Genomic DNA, 17,136 nt, shown 5'->3' on the forward strand with positions numbered 1-17,136 from the left:
GTTTAACGTAGCCGCCTGTCGTTGTGTACAAGGCCTGGCCCGGCGCCAGGCCTTGCTATTTGCATTAGCGGCCATCAGGCGTGCCAAGCGGCGTTTCCTGCGGTGCGGCGGCTCTGAGCCAGTCAGCCCGCATATCCTGTGAACGCAGGTGTTCTTCATAGTGCTGCAGCCACAGCGGGAATTCGTTAATCGGCATCGGTTTGGCAAAATAGAAGCCTTGCAACGCATTAACCCCCCGCGCGCGCAGATGCTCCAACTGTTCTTCGGTTTCGACGCCTTCGGCGACCAGCCTGATTTTAAGGGCGTTCGCCAGCGTAATGATGGTATCCGTCACGGTAGCGTTAATGGCATCGGTGCCAATTGCTGCGGTGAAGCTGCGGTCGATTTTCAGAATATCGGGGTTGAGCTTTTTCAGGTAGCTTAGCGAACTGTGCCCGGTGCCAAAATCATCAATGGCCAGCATGATCCCCATTTCCTTCAATGCCTTGATTTGCTCATAGTGATCGGCCGCCAGCTCGGTGCGCTCGGTTAATTCCAATACCAGCGAAGGCATCGGTTGCGCCGGTTGCCAAAGCCGGTTGATGTCCTTCAACAGATAGGCGGCGTTGAAGTGCTCGGCGGCCACGTTGATACTGATGTAGAACGAAGGCCGCGGCGGGAACAGGGTCAGATTTTCCACCACGGCGTTTAACAGGTAGCGGGTCAGCGGGATAATCAACCCGTGTTGTTCCGCCAGCGGAATGAAAACATCGGGCGAAACCCAGCCCTGGCGTTTATTTTTCCAGCGCAGCAGCATTTCCACCCCCATGCAGCGCCCGGTTTCTCCATCAATGATCGGCTGGCAATATACAAGAAACTTGCGGTGGGTGATCGCGTGGCCGATATAGTAAGACAGGCTCATACGGTTTGCGCTGATTAAATAGGCCACATAGGCGGCCAGCAGGCTGATCAGCAAGGCCAGCGGGATCTGGTGGGGCAGTTTTTCCAGCGCCAGAATTTCGGCGCTGGGGCCAAAGACGGTGATGGAGAACGGGTATTCGTTGGAGCTGGCGGTATAGCGCAAATCATCGGGCTGGTTCTCCCGGCGCATCAGTTCCCGTTGATTGTAACCCAGGCTAAAGTTGGCAACATTGAGTTCCACGCGGCGGGCGTAGGGCTCCTGTGGCTCCAATAAAAAGCTGGCCAGCAGTTCGATACCGAAGACCTGCAGCACGCCGCGCGAGCGATCGGCCGGATCCGGCAGCCACATCTGTAAAATAGGGGTGCCTTTGGAAACCGTCATTGATGATCGCAACGCCAGTTTGGTTTCACTGTTGGCCATGCCGGGCAAATTGCTGTTAAACGGATATTGCCGCACGCCAAAGATACTGGAACAGTAAACATTGTCATTTTTAACCAGCAGCATGGCGCGCACCCCGGCATTTTGCACCGTACGGTAGCGTAGGGTGGGAATAACGTTTTCGCAGCTTTCATTGAGCAGCGGCATTGAACGCAGCGCCTGCTGGTGTGCGGGCATCAGCACCTGATTGAGTTTTGTGACGATACGCCCAGCCAACACCTGCTGGCTATGCTCGATATCTTTAACTTCCTGATAAAAACGGCTATACAAAGAAACCAGCAGAACAACGACCCCCACAAAACTGGCCAGCAACCAGCGATAGTAGCGGTATTTTGTCACGGAGAGCTGGGACATTAACATCCGGTAAATCCTTGTTCGCCAATCAGCCTGAGACTACGGTCAGGCAAAATGCCCACGGAATATTTCTCAATTCTAGCCTGTTGCGATGCAAAATTGATGATAACTCAACAAATTAATTTCACTCTTGCCGCAGTTACAGCGCGCAAAGCGTAAAACAGGTGAGCAGGAGGAAATAAAAAAACGCCTGTGACTATGTCACGTATTGGAGCGAATGTCTTGAAATTGGCAGGGGGAACCCCGCAGAGCCTGCGGGGAGCAAAAGAGGGGATCAGTCGCACTGCACTTTTATCGCCAAACCGCCGCGAGAAGTTTCGCGATATTTGGCATTCATGTCTTTACCGGTTTCGTACATGGTTTCGATGACTTTATCCAGTGATACGCGTGGTTCACTGGTGCGCCGCAGCGCCATACGGGCTGCATTGATCGCCTTCACCGCGGCGATGGCGTTGCGTTCAATGCAGGGCACCTGAACCTGGCCGGCGACCGGATCGCAGGTCAGGCCCAAATTGTGTTCCATGCCGATCTCTGCCGCCACGCAGACTTGCTCTGGGCTGCCGCCCAGCAGTTCGGCCAACCCGGCGGCCGCCATCGAACAGGCCACGCCTACTTCGCCCTGGCAACCGACTTCCGCCCCTGAGATCGAGGCGTTCATTTTATACAGCACGCCAATTGCCCCGGCAGCCAGGAAATAACGGATGTGAATATCCGTGCTGACCGGCGCGATGAAATGGTCGAAATAGGCCAAAACCGCAGGCACAATGCCGCAGGCGCCGTTGGTTGGTGCGGTAACGACGCGCCCGCCGGCGGCGTTCTCTTCGTTCACCGCCAACGCAAACATATTAATCCAGTCGATCACGTTCATTGGATCGCTGGAGTGTTTGTCTGAAGACACCAACATCCTGCGCAGCGCCGAGGCCCGGCGCGGCACGCGCAGCGGCCCCGGCAGCACGCCTTCGGTGTTCAGGCCGCGGTCGATACAGGCGCGCATGGTCTGCCAGATGTTGTCGAAATAGGCTTCAATTTCTTGCCGGTTGCGCAGCGAAAGCTCGTTTTTCATCACCATGCCGGACAGCGACAGGCCGGTTTGGCGGCAGTGTGCCAGCATTTCGCGCGCCGAATGAAACGGGTAGGGAACGGATACCTTGCTGAGCGCGGTTTTGCCGAAGTTTTCTTCATCAACAATAAAACCGCCGCCAATCGAATAATAAGTTTTGCTGTAAACCAGCCGTTCCCCGGCGAAGGCATGGATCTGCATGCCGTTTTCATGCAGCGGCAGGTTGGCGCTGCGGAACACCATTCCGCTATCACGCGGAAAATCCACTTCATGCCGGCCATTGGCCAGCATCAGGCGCTGGCGCTGTTCAACATCGCTGATAAAGCCCGCGATATGATCGATATCCACCGTATCGGGCTGGTTGCCCGCCAGGCCGAGAATAATGGCGATGTCGGTATGGTGGCCTTTGCCGGTTAACGACAGGGAACCGTAAACATCCACCGCGATACGCGTGACGGTGGGCATCAGGCCGCGATTAACCAGATCGTCGGCGAACTGTTTGCCGGCTTTCATGGGCCCCACGGTATGGGAACTGGACGGCCCAATACCAATTTTGAACATGTCGAAAACGCTAATCACGCGGGAACTCCTTCAAACGGCATGCGGCCAGGGGGTGGCGGGTTAAATAGGCGATAGAGATTTGCGACATTCTATAAGGGCCATACGGCTTGTGTTGCTTTTTTCGCATGAAATAAAATAATCCTTGGTATTGCCAGATAAGCCAACGTCATCGGCGATGAAAGCGGTTTATGGGGTTGCTTTGCCTCAATATTTATCGCCCGGTCGCGTTGGATCGCATTATCTTTTTTTTTGTTTATTTTATAGACTTGTTTCTAGTGCTTTGTCCTGCTAGATGTTTTTTGAGCGAAATTTATTTGTGTTAATTGGTTATTTTTCGGCATTTTAGAATGAATTAAGTGGGAAAGGTAGTGGAAAGTGAACGGAAAAAAGTGATGGCGATCGCTTTCCTGGGAAAAGGGGCATCGCCACGAGATGCGCGGTGATGAAACGCCCTTGGCCTGGGGCGCTAGCGGCTGACCTGCTGCGCCAGCCGGCGGATGATCGCGGCGGTTAACCCCCAGATAAACTGGCGTTGATACCAGGAAAGATAAACCCGCTGCCGGCGGTCGCCGCGCTTGATATCCAGCGGATAATAGCGCGTTAACGTCAGCGCTTCCTGCAGCGGGATTTCAAACAGTTCGGCGACTTCCCCGATGTTGGCATGAAAATGGATATCCGGCGGCACCAGCCCAACCACTGGGGTGACCCGGTAGCCGCTGGTGCTGTCGAATGGCGCCATCTGGCCAAGCACCGTCACGGCCTGCGGGGGAATGGCGACCTCTTCCTGCGCCTCGCGCAGCGCGGTGGCGATGGCGGAGCCGTCCGTTGCATCGCTCTTGCCGCCGGGGAAAGCCACCTGGCCGGCATGGTGGCGCAATGCATCGGCGCGGCGGGTGAGCAATAAGGTCGGCTCCGGGCGGCAGATAATTGGGATCAGCACCGCCGCCGGGCGCGAGTGGCGCGATAGGGGCCTGGCCTGCGGCAACTGCAGTTGGAAACGGCGGATAAATTCAACCAATTCGGCTGGATAACAGGGCTGGCTCACGAAACGGTAAACTCCCCCAATTGCGATAAAATACGGCCGACTTTATCCAGGGTTTCCTGATATTCGGCTTGCTCCTGGCTGTCGGCGACGATACCGCCGCCGGCGGAACAGTGAATACGGCCATTTTCAGCGATCAGTGTACGGATAGTGATGCTGGTGTCCATGGTGCCGCAGGCACTGATATAGCCGATACTGCCGCAATAGGCATTGCGCCGCTGTGGCTCTAGCTCTTCGATAATTTCCATCGCGCGCACCTTCGGCGCACCGGTAATTGAACCGCCAGGGAAACAGGCACGCAGCAGTTCTGTCGGCGGCGTGCCGGCCGGCAAAATGGCGGTGATGGTGCTGACCAGGTGATGGACGGCCGGGAATGGCTCCACCACGAACAGCTCCGGCACCCGCACGCTGCCGGGCTGGGCGACGCGGCCAATATCGTTGCGCAGCAGATCGACAATCATCAGGTTCTCGGCCCGATCCTTCTCGGCGTTTGCCAGGCGTTGGGCCTGGCGCGCATCCTCCGCGGCATCGTCCAGCCGCGGCAGCGTGCCTTTGATCGGCCGGGTCTGGATGCGTTGGTTTTCCAGCCACAGAAGGCGCTCCGGCGACACGCTCAATACCGCATTGTGCGGCAAACGCAGAAAGGCGGAAAACGGCGCGCGGTTACGCATATTGAGCTGGCGGAATGCCTGCCACTCATCGCCACGGTAGTCGGCGGTGAAACGCTGCGCCAAATTAATTTGGTAACAGTCACCGCTGCGCAGGTATTCCTGCACGCGGCGGAACCTGGCGCCATACTGCGCCCGCGACATGTTGGCGCGCCAGGGGCTGGTGAGGGCGAACGGCGGCTGTGGCTGCGCCCGCTGTTGCTGTAGCCATTGCCAGCGTTGTTCGACGTCCCCGTAGCTCAGCAGCACCAGCGTTTTCTGCTGATGATCGGCAATCAGCGCCCAGTCATAAATGCCCACCGCCATATCCGGCAATGCCAGATCCGCCTGCGCCAACTGCGGCAGGGTTTCCACCCGGCGCCCAAGATCATAGCCAAACAGCCCTAGCGCACCGCCCTGAAACGGCAGGCTGCTATTGGGCTGTGGGCGCCAACTGAACCCGGCCAACTGTTCGTGCAGCAAAGCGAAGGGGTCCGCTGCCGAAAGCTGCCGCTGTTCGCCCTGCTGGATCGTGGTGGTTTCGCCGCAGGTAACCAGGGTGATGCGCGGTTCGGCAACCAGAATGTCAAAACGGCTATGGGCATGTTCGGCAAAGCCCGAATGCAACAACATGGCCCAGGGCCGTTGCGCCAGCGGCGCGAAGATATCCAATAGGGCTTCAGGGGTATAAGGCAGTGATTTAAGGCTCGGGGTGTTTCCACTCATTGGGTTAACTAAACCTGGCTAACGGGGCTAAGACATCGGGTGCGCCATTTTGCCACACTCGTCCGGCCCGTGCATGTATTGCCGCCGCCGGGCTGATGGTAATAACAGGCATTGGGGTTCTCGGGCTTAGGGCGTATACTCACCCTCCACTTTAGCGGGGAGAAACGTATGATATCGGGTATGCCGGCTCTGACTCATCAGGAACAACAGGAAGCAGCGGAACGTATACACCAGTTAATGCAAGAGGGCATGAGCAGTGGCGAAGCCATTGCGCGCGTGGCTCAGGAAATCAGAGAACATCATCAGGGCGGCCGTGTGGCGGTCATGTTTGATGATGAAGATGAGATGAACGCAGAAAACGCGGAATCCTCAGACGCAGAAGATAACGACGAGAATGACGATCGCGAAAGCGACTATTAAGCCGCGTTGCCTGTACCTGTAATAAAGAGAGTAGGGCTAAAGCCACGCAGCGCATGGCTTTAGCACGGGCGTTAGCCCTGGACCGCCACGGCGGCGGCGGCTTGTTTCGCTAATGCCACCGCCTGTTCCGTATCTTCTGCGGTTGCCAGCGCAACGCCGAGCCGGCGTTTGCCGCCGATCTCCGGTTTGCCAAACAGGCGGATTTGATTAAAGCCGGTCAGGGCCTGTTCCAGGCCGCTAAAGCGCAGATCGCTGCTGGTCAGCTCCGGCAGGATGACCGCAGAAGCCGAAGGGCCGAACTGGCGAATGGCGCCAATCGGCAAGCCTAAAAACGCCCGCACGTGCAGTGCGAACTCGGACAGATCCTGGGAAATCAGTGTGACCATGCCGGTGTCGTGCGGGCGGGGTGACACCTCGCTGAAAATCACTTCGTCGCCGCAGACAAACAGCTCCACGCCGAACAGGCCAAAACCCCCAAGCGCCTTAACCACCTTGGCCGCGATCTCCTGCGCGCGGCTCAGGGCCAGCGCAGACATCTGCTGTGGCTGCCAGGATTCGCGGTAATCGCCGTCTTCCTGGCGGTGGCCGATCGGCGCACAGAAGTGAATACCGTCGACGGCGCTGACGGTCAGCAGCGTAATCTCGAAATCAAATTTTACCAGCCCTTCGATAATCACCCGGCCACCGCCAGCGCGCCCGCCTTGCTGAGCGTAGTTCCAGGCGGCCGTCAGTTGCGATTCATCACGGATCAGGCTCTGGCCCTTGCCGGAAGAGCTCATGACCGGTTTGATAATGCACGGGTAGCCGATCTCGCCGACCCGCTGCCGGAAGGCTTCTTCGCTATCGGCGAAACGGTAACTTGAGGTAGGCAGGCCGAGGGTTTCCGCAGCCAGCCGGCGAATCCCTTCACGGTTCATGGTCAGGCGCGTGGCTTCCGCACACGGCACCACGCGCTGGCCCTGTTGTTCCAGTTCAACCAGCGTGCTGGTGGCAATGGCTTCAATTTCCGGCACGATATAATCTGGGCGTTCCTGTTCGATCAGCGCTTTTAACGCGGCGCCATCAAGCATATTAATCACGTGGCTGCGATGCGCCACGTGCATGGCGGGCGCACTGGCATAGCGATCGACGGCAATCACTTCCAGCCCCAGACGCTGGCATTCAATGGCGACTTCTTTGCCTAGTTCGCCGGCGCCAAGCAGCATGACGCGGGTAGCGGAAGGGCACAGGGCGGTTCCAAGAGTTAGCATAGCTTCGTACCTGATTTGAAAATTAAACGGTCTGAAAACACGCGCGCAGTATATACGAAAACGATTGCGCTGGCAGCAATCGACCCGCGTCTTCTGGGTTAATCCGCTGTTTTCATAACAAACGAAAAAATTTGCCCTGTCAGGATGATTATGCGTTAATAATCAGCGGCGAAAGAAGCCCCGCTGATTCAGGGGTTTCACGCTGTTAGTGCCGTCAAGGCAGGTTTATCAAGTAAAGGAAAGTCAAATGACTAAGATCACTGGTCACGTAAAATGGTTCAACGAAAGCAAAGGCTTCGGCTTTATCACTCCAGCCGATGGTTCCAAGGATGTTTTCGTTCATTTTTCCGCTATCGTTAGCGATGGTTTCAAAACTCTGGCGGAAGGCCAGCAGGTTGAATTCACCATCCAAGACAGCCCACGTGGCCCGGCTGCAGCCAACGTTGTTGCTATCTAAGCAACGCGCCGCTGCCAAAAAACCCGCCCAGGCGGGTTTTTTTACGGGTGAAATCCGGAATCACCCGCCATCTCTGCTATCATCTGCCCCATATCGGCGCCCGCCACCGTGTTGCGCCGCCTTTTCATCTGCATAAAGAGTTATCGCCGTGAGCACTGTTTCCTTTTCTTCCCTGCCATTGCCGGCCGCACAGCTGGCCAACCTTGCTGAACTGGGGTATTCCGCCATGACCCCGGTGCAGGCCGCCGCGCTGCCTGCCATTTTGCAAGGGCAGGATGTCCGTGCCAAAGCGCAAACCGGCAGCGGCAAAACGGCGGCGTTTGGCATCGGCCTGTTGGATGGCATTAACGTTGCCCAGGTGGCGACCCAGGCGCTGGTCTTGTGCCCAACGCGTGAGCTGGCCGATCAGGTCAGCAAGGAGTTGCGCCGCCTGGCGCGTTTCACCCAGAACGTTAAGATTCTGACGCTGTGCGGTGGCCAACCAATGGGCCCGCAGTTGGATTCGTTGGTGCATGCGCCGCATATCGTGGTCGGCACGCCGGGGCGGGTGCAGGAGCACCTGCGCAAAAAAACGCTGCTGCTGGATGCGCTGAAGCTGCTGGTGCTGGACGAAGCCGATCGGATGCTGGATATGGGCTTTAGCGAAGCGATCGATGATGTGATCGGCTATACCCCCGCGCAGCGCCAGACGCTGCTGTTTTCAGCCACCTATCCGGCGGAGATTGAGCAAATCAGCGCGCGCGTGCAGCGCAACCCGCTGGTGGTTGAAGTGGAAAACGCGCAGCAAGCCCCGGCCATTGAGCAACGTTTTTATGAAACCCGCCGCGAACAGCGCCCGGCGCTGTTGGTTGCCGCCATCCGCCATTATCAGCCTTCTTCCTGTGTGGTGTTCTGCAATACCAAGCGCGATTGCCAAAGCGTGTTCGAAGCGCTGGAAGCCCACGGTATCAGCGCGCTGGCGCTGCATGGCGATCTGGAACAGCGCGATCGCGATCAGGTGTTGGTGCGCTTTGCCAACCGCAGCTGCCGCGTATTGGTGGCGACCGACGTCGCGGCACGCGGGCTGGATATCAAAGATCTGGAGTTGGTGGTGAACTACGAGCTGGCATTTGATCCGCAGGTGCATGTGCACCGTGTCGGTCGCACCGGCCGCGCCGGCATGAGTGGGGTAGCGATCACGCTGTGCACGCCGCAGGAAATGCCGCGGGCGCATGCCCTGGAAGATTACCTGCAGACAACCCTGGACTGGGCGCCGGCGGCTGAATTGCATGGCGCGCCGGAAATCCCGCTGGAAGCGGAAATGGTGACGCTGTGTATTGACGGCGGGCGCAAGGCAAAAATTCGCCCGGGGGATATTCTTGGCGCCCTCACCGGCGAAGCGGGGCTGACCGCCGCCGACGTCGGCAAAATTGATATGTTCCCGGTGCACGCCTATGTGGCTATTCGCCAGGCTAGCGCCCGCCGCGCGGTGCAGCAGCTTAAGCAGGGGAAAATCAAAGGCAAAAGCTGCAAGGTTCGGTTGCTAAAATAGCCTGTGCCATCGGTAGCCGCTTGTATCCTCACCTGACCTTAATTATACTGTATATAAATACAGTATAATTATTGGGGAGTACGCATATGGCAGTTGAAGTTAAATATGTGGTGGTCAGGAAGGGTGAAGAAAAGATGACTTTCGCAAGCAAGAAAGAGGCGGATGCCTACGACAAAATGCTGGATCTGGTCGATAACCTCGGTGAGCTGTTGCAACAGGCGCCGGTGGCGCTGGATGACGAGCAGCGCGAGGCGCTGAGCTTCTTCCTGGCAGAGCGCAAAGAGGCGATGGCACAAATCCTGCGCGGCGCGCCGGCACAGGCCGCAGCTAAAAAAACCGGTAAGGCCACGGCGGTAAAAGCGGCTGAAACGCCGCAGGCTAATGCTGCGGCTGAAACGCCGCAGGCTAATGCTGCGGCGGAAAAACAGGCGGCGTAGTTATTAATGTTGCGGTAATGTAATGTAAAAGGGTCTAGAATGATGCGTGAAATAACCTTCTTCGGCCGTTTTGAAGCGGATATTCTGGCCGACCGCAAGACGATCACCATTCGGGACGCCAGTGAATCCCACTTTCAACCCGGTGAGGTTTTGCGTGTCAGCCGCTATGAGGACGGTGTGTTTTTCTGCCTGATAGAAGTGCTGTCCGTTACGCCGGTGCGCCTGGAAGCGCTCTCCGTGCAGCACGCCGAACAGGAGAACATGCCGCTCAATACGCTGAAGCAGGTTATCAAGGAGATCTATCCGGGAGTGGATGAACTGTTTGTCATTGCCTTTATCAAACGTTGATCCTATGCCAAACCTGTGCCCCCGGATAGCGTTAAGGGTAACCGGAGGGCATATGAATAAAACAGGGTTAGGGTTGGCTGCGGCACTGCTTGCCATGGTGGGTGTGGTTGCCACGGCGCAGGCGCAAGAACAGGAACAGCGCACGGCCAAGATCGGGCAATGCGTCGGTTTAAAGGCCGCCGATGCCGGCGCCCAGGTGAAACGCGATTTCTTGCAAAACCGCATCACGCGGTGGGAAAGTGATAAACGCCTGCTGGGCACGGCTACGCCGGTCGCCTGGGTGAGCCAGGACGCCATCACTGGGAAGGGGGATGTTTGGCAGGTGCCGTTGACCGTGCGTGGCACCAAGCTGGATAAAACTTACCAGGTTACGCTGGATTGCCAAACCGGCGACATCCGCTACAGTGCCCCCCAATAACGCATGCATTTTCCGGCCTGCCGTGGGCAGGCCGACATACCCCCACACAAGTTTTCATCTTCCATACGTTAATTGACACTCTATCCCCTAATCTGGTGGTTTAGCTGCCGGCCGCCTTTGGGTGTGCCTGCCGCATGATGTTCTCACCAAAGAGGCAAAAGATGAAAAATAACTGGATGCAGCAAATTCAATCCCTGCTGGGGCAAAAGGCCGGTTCTGAAGGCATTGGCAAACTGCTGGCGCCGACTGCGCTGGGCGGCTTGGTCGGGGTGCTGTTGGCAAATAAGTCATCACGCAAACTGGTGGGTAAATTCGGTAAAAACGCCCTGATCATCGGTGGCAGCGCGGCAGTGGGCGCGGTATTGTGGAATAAATATAAGCAGCGCGTGAAAGAAGAACACCAGGGGGAGCCGCAGTTCGGGCTACAAAGCACCCCCGTTGATGCACGCGCCAAACGGCTGGTGCAGGCGCTGGTGTTTGCTGCCAAGAGCGACGGCCATATTGATGCCGATGAAAAGCGCGCTATCGATCACAGCCTGGAGCAACTGCAGGTGGGCGAGCAGGCGCAGGCCTGGGTACAAGAAGCGATTGAACAACCGCTAAACCCGGAGCTGATCGCCCAAAGCATAAAAAATGAGGACGAAGCGCTGGAGGTTTACTACCTGAGCTGCATGGTGATTGACGTCGATCACTTTATGGAGCGCGGCTACTTGGATGCCCTGGCGCAGGCGCTGAAGATCCCGGTGGATGTGAAACAGGGGATAGAAAACGACGTTAATGAAAAAAAGCGTGAATTGACCTAGGCGCGCCGCTTGTTAAAGCAGTGAGAGTCGTGTCACCCTTACTGTAATATTTGTAAGCGGACGATGACGTAATGATGACACCCCCGAAGGCAGAGAAGCGCCCTTATCCCATCACCACCCACGGCGATACTCGCATAGACGATTACTATTGGCTACGCGATGATGACCGCGCGGACCCGCAGGTGTTGGAGTATCTGCGGGCGGAAAATGCGTTTACCGAAGGCGTTTTGCAGCCGCAGCAGGCGCTGCGGGAAACGCTGTATGGCGAAATGGTGGCGCGTATTCCGCAGCAGGAGCATTCCGTTCCCTATGTAAAGCGCGGTTACCGTTACCAGACGCGCTACGAGCCAGGCAATGAATATGCGCTGTACGTGCGCCAGCCAGCGGCGGAGGCGGAAAGCGGGCAGTGGGATACCCTGATTGACGGCAACCAGCGGGCAGAAGGGCATGAGTTCTACACGCTGGGCGGCCTGGATATCAGCCCGGACAACCGCACCCTGGCGGTGGCGGAAGATTTCCTTTCGCGCCGCCAGTATGCCATCCGCTTCAAGAACCTGAGTGATGCTTCGTGGGCGGACGAGGTGCTGGAAAACACCTCCGGCAGCAGCGAATGGGCGAATGATTCCACGACGATCTATTACGTGCGTAAACATGCGACGACGCTGCTGCCTTATCAGGTTTATCGCCACGTCGTGGGCACCGATCCTAGTCAGGATCAACTGGTGTATGAAGAAACCGACGATACCTTCTACGTTAGCCTGGAAAAAACCACCTCAGAACGGTTTATTCTGATCCACCTTAGCAGCACTACCACCTCGGAAATTCTGCTGCTGGATGCCGATGATGCCAACAGCACACCGCAAATGTTCCTGCCGCGCCGCAAAGATCACGAATACGCGCTGGATCACTACCGTGGGCGCTTCTACATCCGCTCAAACAAGGACGGTAAGAATTTTGGCCTGTACCAGAGTGAGCAGGCGGATGAGGCCCAGTGGCAAACGCTGATCGCCCCGCGCAGCGAGGTGATGCTGGAGGGCTTCAACCTGTTCCGTGATTGGCTGGTGGTGGAAGAGCGCCAGGCCGGGTTGACGCAGTTGCGCCAGATCCACTGGCAAAGCGGGGAAGAAAAGCGCATTGCCTTTGACGATCCCACCTATGTGACCTGGCTGGCCTATAACCCGGAACCTGAAACGGCGCTGCTGCGCTATGGTTATTCCTCCATGACCACGCCGACGACCCTGTATGAGCTGAATATGGATAGCGGCGAACGCCGCTTGCTCAAACAGCAGCAGGTGAACAACTTCACGCCGGAAAACTACCGCAGCGAGCGGGTGTGGGTGAAGGCGCGCGATGGCGTTGAGGTACCGGTTTCCCTGGTTTACCGAGCCGATCTTTTTGCCAAACAGACCAACCCGTTATTGGTTTATGGCTACGGCTCTTACGGCAGCAGTATGGATCCGGCATTTAGCGCCAGCCGCCTGAGCTTGCTGGATCGCGGATTTGTGTTTGCCCTGGCGCATATTCGCGGCGGCGGTGAGCTGGGCCAGCAGTGGTACGAAGACGGCAAGCTGTTCAACAAGATGAACACCTTCAACGACTTTATCGACGTAACCGAGGCGCTGGTGGCGCAGGGATACGGTGACACCCGGCGCGTATTCGCCATGGGCGGCAGCGCCGGCGGCTTGCTGATGGGCGCCGTGATTAACCAGGCGCCGCAGCTGTTCCACGGTGTGGTGGCGCAGGTGCCGTTTGTTGATGTGGTAACCACCATGCTGGATGAGAGCATTCCGCTCACCACCGGGGAGTATGATGAGTGGGGCAACCCGCAAGATAAAACCTATTACGACTACATCAAACAATATAGCCCGTACGATCAGGTGCAGGCCCAGGCGTATCCGCACCTGCTGGTGACCACCGGTCTGCATGATTCGCAGGTGCAATATTGGGAGCCGGCAAAGTGGGTGGCGAAGCTGCGCGAGCTGAAAACGGACGATCATCAATTGCTGCTATACACCGATATGGATGCCGGGCACGGCGGCAAGTCGGGGCGCTTTAAAGCGTATGAGGATATTGCGCTGGAATATGCGTTTATCCTGGCGCTGGCGGAATAGGGCGCATCAGCGCCAGGCCGGAGGTGATGGGGCGGCGGTGTGGATACTGCCGCCGCTGTTACCCAATCAGGTAGTATTTCAGGGTGTATTGCATGTCTGGGCTGAGATCGCTAATCGATTTCAGCATCCAGCGCAGATACCCCGGATCCTCTTGTGCGACGCGCTCAATATCCTGCCCACGGTATTTGCCGAATTTGAATTTTTTCAGCAAGGTAGGCTGGGCGGTTATCTGCGCCATCTGCGCCGGCGACCAGCCGGAATCTTGCATAATGCGCTGCAGCAGCGCGGCGGTCACGTAGCAATCATACAGGGCGCGGTGCGGGTAGAGCGTGGTGTCTTGCGGCAGTTGCACATCCAGATTCAGCGCATAGCGCAGATATTGGTTACCGTATTTGATGTCCGGGTATAGATTCCTGGCCAGCTTCATGGTGCAGATCCACTGGCCGTTCATTTCCGGCAGCACGCCGCGATCGAAGGCGGCGTTGTGCGCCACATAGTATTCACTGCCCTGATAGCGGCCAATGGCTACCGCAATACGCGGTTTGCCGGCCACCATCTGTTCGGTAATGTGGTGGATTGCCATCGCGTCAATGCTGATTGGCCGGTCTGGGCTAACCAGATCGCTCATGGGATTGGTCAATTGCCCATCGACGATATCGACAGACGCCACTTCGACAATGCCCCCGCTTAGCCCGCAGGTTTCGGTATCTATTACGCGTAACGCCATATGTACTCCAGGGTGTCCGAAAGGCGAGCTTAACAGCTGGGCATACCCATGCCAATGCCCGGCGGGCGTTGCATCGGCAGCAGCGATGATGATCGGCGTTAGCCGCAGGAATTTCAGGCAACAAAAAACCCGCCGAGGCGGGCTTAACTACGAATAGAAGAACGTTTACTTAATCATTCACCGGCAGGATGTGCTTTCTTCGCACGCTTTTCCGCGCGTTTTTCTGCCTGGGTCTTCAACGGCTTTTTCTTCGCATTTTTCTTGCTATCCATTCCCTTACTCATTTTGGCCTCTCTATTACCTATGGTGGGTAGATTGCTTATCTATTAACCCTCTAAAAGGGGCTGGATGCAAGCAGGAATGATCAAAAAACCCCAATGCACTGTTAAACCCGATAATTTTTTTGGCGCTATGGCAAAAGCGCGGGTTGGCGCAATAAACATCCGGTGGGCTATTCCTCTGCCAGGAGAGCGACAGCCATTGCGTTCATTTTAAGCAAACAGATGCTAACCGGCCGGCAGATATGCAGATTTCCCGGTTTTATCATTGACCTGCTCGGTTGCATGGGCTTTGATGAAGGCATGAGCCACACAGAGATGGAAGCGCCATGGAACAATTAAGAGGTTTGTATCCACCGTTAGCCGCATACGACAGCGGTTGGCTTGATACCGGGGATGGTCATCGCATTTATTGGGAACTGAGTGGTAACCCCAACGGCAAGCCGGCGGTATTTATCCACGGCGGGCCCGGCGGTGGTATTTCCCCGCGCCATCGCCAGCTGTTTGACCCCGAGCGTTACAAGGTTCTGCTGTTCGATCAGCGTGGTTGTGGGCGTTCCCGGCCGCACGCCAGCCTGGAGAATAACACCACCTGGCACCTGGTGGCCGACATTGAACGCCTGCGCGAGATGGCGGGCGTTGAGCAGTGGCTGGTTTTTGGCGGTTCCTGGGGCTCTACGCTGGCGCTGGCCTATGCGCAAACCCATCCGCAGCGCGTGAGTGAAATGGTGTTGCGCGGCATCTTTACGCTGCGCAAGCAGGAATTAAGCTGGTATTACCAGGATGGCGCTTCGCGCTTCTTCCCGGACAAATGGGCGCGCGTGCTTTCGATCCTGTCTGACGACGAACGCAAAGACGTGATCGCCGCTTACCGGCGGCGGCTGACCTCGCCGGAGCTGAAGGTGCAACTGGAAGCGGCAAAACTGTGGAGCGTATGGGAAGGGGAAACGGTGACGCTGTTGCCAAGCGCCGAGTCTGATTCATTCAGTGAGGATGATTTTGCGCTGGCGTTTGCACGCATTGAGAACCACTACTTCACCCATCTGGGATTTCTGGAAACTGACGATCAACTGCTGCGCAACGTGCCCCGCATCCGCCATATCCCGGCGGTGATCATCCATGGCCGCTATGATATGGCTTGCCAGCTACAAAACGCCTGGGATCTGGCGCAGGCCTGGCCTGAGGCGGAGCTGAAAATCGTGGAAGGGGCCGGGCACTCCTTTGATGAGCCAGGGATTTTGCACCAGCTGATGTTGGCGACCGATCGTTTTGCCGGCAAGTAGCTTGCCGCCATAGCCTGCCTTGACGGGCAGGCTCGGCTTATTTGGTTTTCGGCTCGTACGGCAACTGTGAGAATTTGTGTGACTGCGCCCGGTAGTGGGCCACGCGCTCACGAAAGTAATCCCGCAGGTGTTCGGGCTGTTCCCGCTCAACCATTTCCGGGATCACCGGCATGTTATAGCGCTCTTTGAACGCCACACCGGAAGCTGCCAAATCAACGTTGACCTTGTCCATCTCTTCTTTAGACAGTTCCGCCAGGTTGTAACCCATTCTGTTCTCCTTACCGCTAATGCCACCATCAGCGCTGAAAGGTAATCCAGCCGAATCCGCTTGGCAAGTACCATGTTATCGCGCAATAGCTGTTTCGAACGCCTGCACCTGCGGCTCGAAGTATGAAGGGTATAGCGCTGTAAATTGCCGCCTATACCAAAACAGGCAATGAAATTTGTTTATTTATTGAAATGGGAATCATTATTGTCTTGTTTGCTAAAATAGGTGAGAATAATTATTATAAGCGTTTTGTTGTGGTGGTGATTTGTTTTTATCTCATTGAATTATTTTGGTTTTATTTTTAATGATTAGCCTTGTAAATAAGGTGTTTTTATTTTGTTTTTTACAGTGCATAATGTGCCGAAATTAAGTTTATGCCTGCCGAAAATTAAAATAGGAATAATTATGTTAACGCAAGAAATGGTAAAAAAACTGAATGAGCAACTCAATCTGGAGTTCTATTCAGCCAATCTGTACCTGCAGATGAGCGCCTGGTGCAGCGACAAAGGGTTTGAAGGGGCCGCCGCATTTCTGAAAACCCATTCTCAGGAAGAAATGCAGCATATGCAGCGCCTGTTCGATTACCTGAGCGATACCGGGGCTCTGCCGCTGTTGGGCAGCATTGCCGCGCCGCCGGTTGAGTTTGCTTCGCTGGAAGACGTGTTCAAGCAAACCTATGAGCACGAACAGCTGATTACCCGCCAGATCAACGAACTGGCGCATGTTGCAATGACCACCCATGATTATTCCACCTTCAACTTCCTGCAGTGGTACGTTGCCGAGCAGCATGAAGAAGAAAAACTGTTCAAATCCGTGCTGGATAAACTGGCGCTGGTGGGCACCAGCGGTAAAGCACTGTTCTTCGTTGACAAGGATCTCAAACAGATGGGTGCGGCCGGCGCAAGCAGCAACGGCCAGGTGTGATCGCCTGAAGTACGGGCAGCACAACCCTTGTTAGAAGCGCACCCCATTCGGGGTGCGTTTTTTTTGGTGCACGTTGATCGGCGCGTTGCCTGCATTTTGCAATGTTGAAGAGGGGTAGGATGATTCCCCATTATTTTAATGTGGTGATGCAG

17 protein-coding genes are annotated in these 17,136 nt (G+C 56.3%); 10 read left to right on the forward strand and 7 right to left on the reverse strand.

The features are described 5' to 3' along the window. Positions 1 to 64: 64 nt before the first annotated feature. From AC559G_RS16485 to pabB, 4 genes are all read right to left on the reverse strand, one after another. Positions 65 to 1,699 (reverse strand): EAL domain-containing protein, encoded by a 1,635-nt coding sequence (locus AC559G_RS16485; RefSeq protein ID WP_498913291.1) that lies wholly within the window; start codon positions 1,697 to 1,699, stop codon positions 65 to 67. Positions 1,700 to 1,967: 268 nt separating this feature from the next. After that, a complete protein-coding gene (gene sdaA, locus AC559G_RS16490) occupies positions 1,968 to 3,332 on the reverse strand; it encodes an L-serine ammonia-lyase (RefSeq protein ID WP_498913292.1) in 1,365 nt (454 codons plus the stop codon). A 448-nt stretch (positions 3,333 to 3,780) separates the two neighbouring features. Continuing rightward, positions 3,781 to 4,359: a CoA pyrophosphatase gene (locus AC559G_RS16495; RefSeq protein ID WP_498913293.1), complete on the reverse strand. Its 579-nt coding sequence runs from the start codon at positions 4,357 to 4,359 to the stop codon at positions 3,781 to 3,783. Further along, on the reverse strand, positions 4,356 to 5,729 hold the full coding sequence (pabB, locus tag AC559G_RS16500) for an aminodeoxychorismate synthase component 1 (protein ID WP_498913294.1): 1,374 nt from the start codon (positions 5,727 to 5,729) through the stop codon (positions 4,356 to 4,358). Before pabB ends, AC559G_RS16495 begins: the two co-directional genes overlap by 4 nt. 168 nt (positions 5,730 to 5,897) lie before the next feature. Here pabB and AC559G_RS16505 point away from each other — a divergent pair, with 168 nt between their 5' ends. Beyond that, complete coding sequence (locus AC559G_RS16505) at positions 5,898 to 6,149, forward strand: YoaH family protein (protein WP_438597731.1); 252 nt, start codon at positions 5,898 to 5,900, stop codon at positions 6,147 to 6,149. Positions 6,150 to 6,220: 71 nt separating this feature from the next. Here the strand turns inward: AC559G_RS16505 and purT are convergent, their stop codons facing one another. Beyond that, positions 6,221 to 7,399: a formate-dependent phosphoribosylglycinamide formyltransferase gene (purT, locus tag AC559G_RS16510; RefSeq protein ID WP_498913295.1), complete on the reverse strand. Its 1,179-nt coding sequence runs from the start codon at positions 7,397 to 7,399 to the stop codon at positions 6,221 to 6,223. A gap of 247 nt (positions 7,400 to 7,646) precedes the next feature. On the opposite strand from purT, the gene cspE reads away from it, so the two are divergent. The 7 genes from cspE (at position 7,647) to AC559G_RS16545 (ending at position 13,504) form a co-directional block, all read left to right on the forward strand. Next, positions 7,647 to 7,856, forward strand: coding sequence for a transcription antiterminator/RNA stability regulator CspE (gene cspE / locus AC559G_RS16515; protein ID WP_279023561.1), 210 nt, complete (start codon positions 7,647 to 7,649; stop codon positions 7,854 to 7,856). Positions 7,857 to 8,004: 148 nt separating this feature from the next. Further along, complete coding sequence (dbpA, locus tag AC559G_RS16520) at positions 8,005 to 9,387, forward strand: ATP-dependent RNA helicase (RefSeq protein ID WP_498913296.1); 1,383 nt, start codon at positions 8,005 to 8,007, stop codon at positions 9,385 to 9,387. An 86-nt stretch (positions 9,388 to 9,473) separates the two neighbouring features. Then, positions 9,474 to 9,824: a YebG family protein gene (locus AC559G_RS16525; protein ID WP_498913297.1), complete on the forward strand. Its 351-nt coding sequence runs from the start codon at positions 9,474 to 9,476 to the stop codon at positions 9,822 to 9,824. Positions 9,825 to 9,863: 39 nt separating this feature from the next. Further along, positions 9,864 to 10,172 carry a N(4)-acetylcytidine aminohydrolase gene (gene yqfB, locus AC559G_RS16530; protein ID WP_279023567.1) on the forward strand — a complete coding sequence of 103 codons (309 nt, stop codon included), beginning with the start codon at positions 9,864 to 9,866 and terminating at the stop codon, positions 10,170 to 10,172. A 52-nt stretch (positions 10,173 to 10,224) separates the two neighbouring features. Continuing rightward, the gene (yebF, locus tag AC559G_RS16535) at positions 10,225 to 10,590 is read left to right on the forward strand and encodes a protein YebF (RefSeq protein WP_279023569.1); all 366 of its coding nucleotides are present in this window, start codon (positions 10,225 to 10,227) and stop codon (positions 10,588 to 10,590) included. A gap of 161 nt (positions 10,591 to 10,751) precedes the next feature. After that, positions 10,752 to 11,393: a tellurite resistance TerB family protein gene (locus tag AC559G_RS16540; RefSeq protein ID WP_346080472.1), complete on the forward strand. Its 642-nt coding sequence runs from the start codon at positions 10,752 to 10,754 to the stop codon at positions 11,391 to 11,393. A 71-nt stretch (positions 11,394 to 11,464) separates the two neighbouring features. Beyond that, complete coding sequence (locus AC559G_RS16545; RefSeq protein ID WP_498913298.1) at positions 11,465 to 13,504, forward strand: S9 family peptidase; 2,040 nt, start codon at positions 11,465 to 11,467, stop codon at positions 13,502 to 13,504. Positions 13,505 to 13,562: 58 nt separating this feature from the next. On the opposite strand, the gene exoX is transcribed toward AC559G_RS16545, so the two are convergent. Continuing rightward, complete coding sequence (gene exoX / locus AC559G_RS16550) at positions 13,563 to 14,231, reverse strand: exodeoxyribonuclease X (protein ID WP_121553899.1); 669 nt, start codon at positions 14,229 to 14,231, stop codon at positions 13,563 to 13,565. 607 nt (positions 14,232 to 14,838) lie between these two features. Here exoX and pip point away from each other — a divergent pair. Further along, positions 14,839 to 15,792 carry an alpha/beta hydrolase family protein gene (pip, locus tag AC559G_RS16555; RefSeq protein WP_498913299.1) on the forward strand — a complete coding sequence of 318 codons (954 nt, stop codon included), beginning with the start codon at positions 14,839 to 14,841 and terminating at the stop codon, positions 15,790 to 15,792. 37 nt (positions 15,793 to 15,829) lie between these two features. Here the strand turns inward: pip and AC559G_RS16560 are convergent, their stop codons facing one another. Then, on the reverse strand, positions 15,830 to 16,060 hold the full coding sequence (locus AC559G_RS16560; protein WP_095848467.1) for a DNA polymerase III subunit theta: 231 nt from the start codon (positions 16,058 to 16,060) through the stop codon (positions 15,830 to 15,832). A gap of 405 nt (positions 16,061 to 16,465) precedes the next feature. On the opposite strand from AC559G_RS16560, the gene ftnA reads away from it, so the two are divergent. Further along, positions 16,466 to 16,984 (forward strand): non-heme ferritin, encoded by a 519-nt coding sequence (ftnA, locus tag AC559G_RS16565; RefSeq protein ID WP_095848468.1) that lies wholly within the window; start codon positions 16,466 to 16,468, stop codon positions 16,982 to 16,984. Positions 16,985 to 17,136: the final 152 nt, after the last annotated feature.

The organism is Gibbsiella greigii (assembly GCF_039540155.1).
Taxonomy (GTDB): Bacteria; Pseudomonadota; Gammaproteobacteria; order Enterobacterales; family Enterobacteriaceae; genus Gibbsiella; species Gibbsiella quercinecans.

Bases quoted from the DNA above. Each gene is read 5' to 3' on its own strand.
- AC559G_RS16505 (WP_438597731.1), top strand. From the start codon at position 5,898: ATGATATCGGGTATGCCGGCTCTGACTCATCAGGAACAACAGGAAGCA.
- purT (WP_498913295.1), bottom strand. From the start codon at position 7,399: ATGCTAACTCTTGGAACCGCCCTGTGCCCTTCCGCTACCCGCGTCATG.
- yqfB (WP_279023567.1), top strand. From the start codon at position 9,864: ATGATGCGTGAAATAACCTTCTTCGGCCGTTTTGAAGCGGATATTCTG.
- AC559G_RS16540 (WP_346080472.1), top strand. From the start codon at position 10,752: ATGAAAAATAACTGGATGCAGCAAATTCAATCCCTGCTGGGGCAAAAG.
- AC559G_RS16485 (WP_498913291.1), bottom strand. From the start codon at position 1,699: ATGTTAATGTCCCAGCTCTCCGTGACAAAATACCGCTACTATCGCTGG.
- ftnA (WP_095848468.1), top strand. From the start codon at position 16,466: ATGTTAACGCAAGAAATGGTAAAAAAACTGAATGAGCAACTCAATCTG.
- yebF (WP_279023569.1), top strand. From the start codon at position 10,225: ATGAATAAAACAGGGTTAGGGTTGGCTGCGGCACTGCTTGCCATGGTG.
- pip (WP_498913299.1), top strand. From the start codon at position 14,839: ATGGAACAATTAAGAGGTTTGTATCCACCGTTAGCCGCATACGACAGC.
- pabB (WP_498913294.1), bottom strand. From the start codon at position 5,729: ATGAGTGGAAACACCCCGAGCCTTAAATCACTGCCTTATACCCCTGAA.
- exoX (WP_121553899.1), bottom strand. From the start codon at position 14,231: ATGGCGTTACGCGTAATAGATACCGAAACCTGCGGGCTAAGCGGGGGC.
- AC559G_RS16560 (WP_095848467.1), bottom strand. From the start codon at position 16,060: ATGGGTTACAACCTGGCGGAACTGTCTAAAGAAGAGATGGACAAGGTC.
- cspE (WP_279023561.1), top strand. From the start codon at position 7,647: ATGACTAAGATCACTGGTCACGTAAAATGGTTCAACGAAAGCAAAGGC.
- AC559G_RS16525 (WP_498913297.1), top strand. From the start codon at position 9,474: ATGGCAGTTGAAGTTAAATATGTGGTGGTCAGGAAGGGTGAAGAAAAG.
- AC559G_RS16545 (WP_498913298.1), top strand. From the start codon at position 11,465: ATGATGACACCCCCGAAGGCAGAGAAGCGCCCTTATCCCATCACCACC.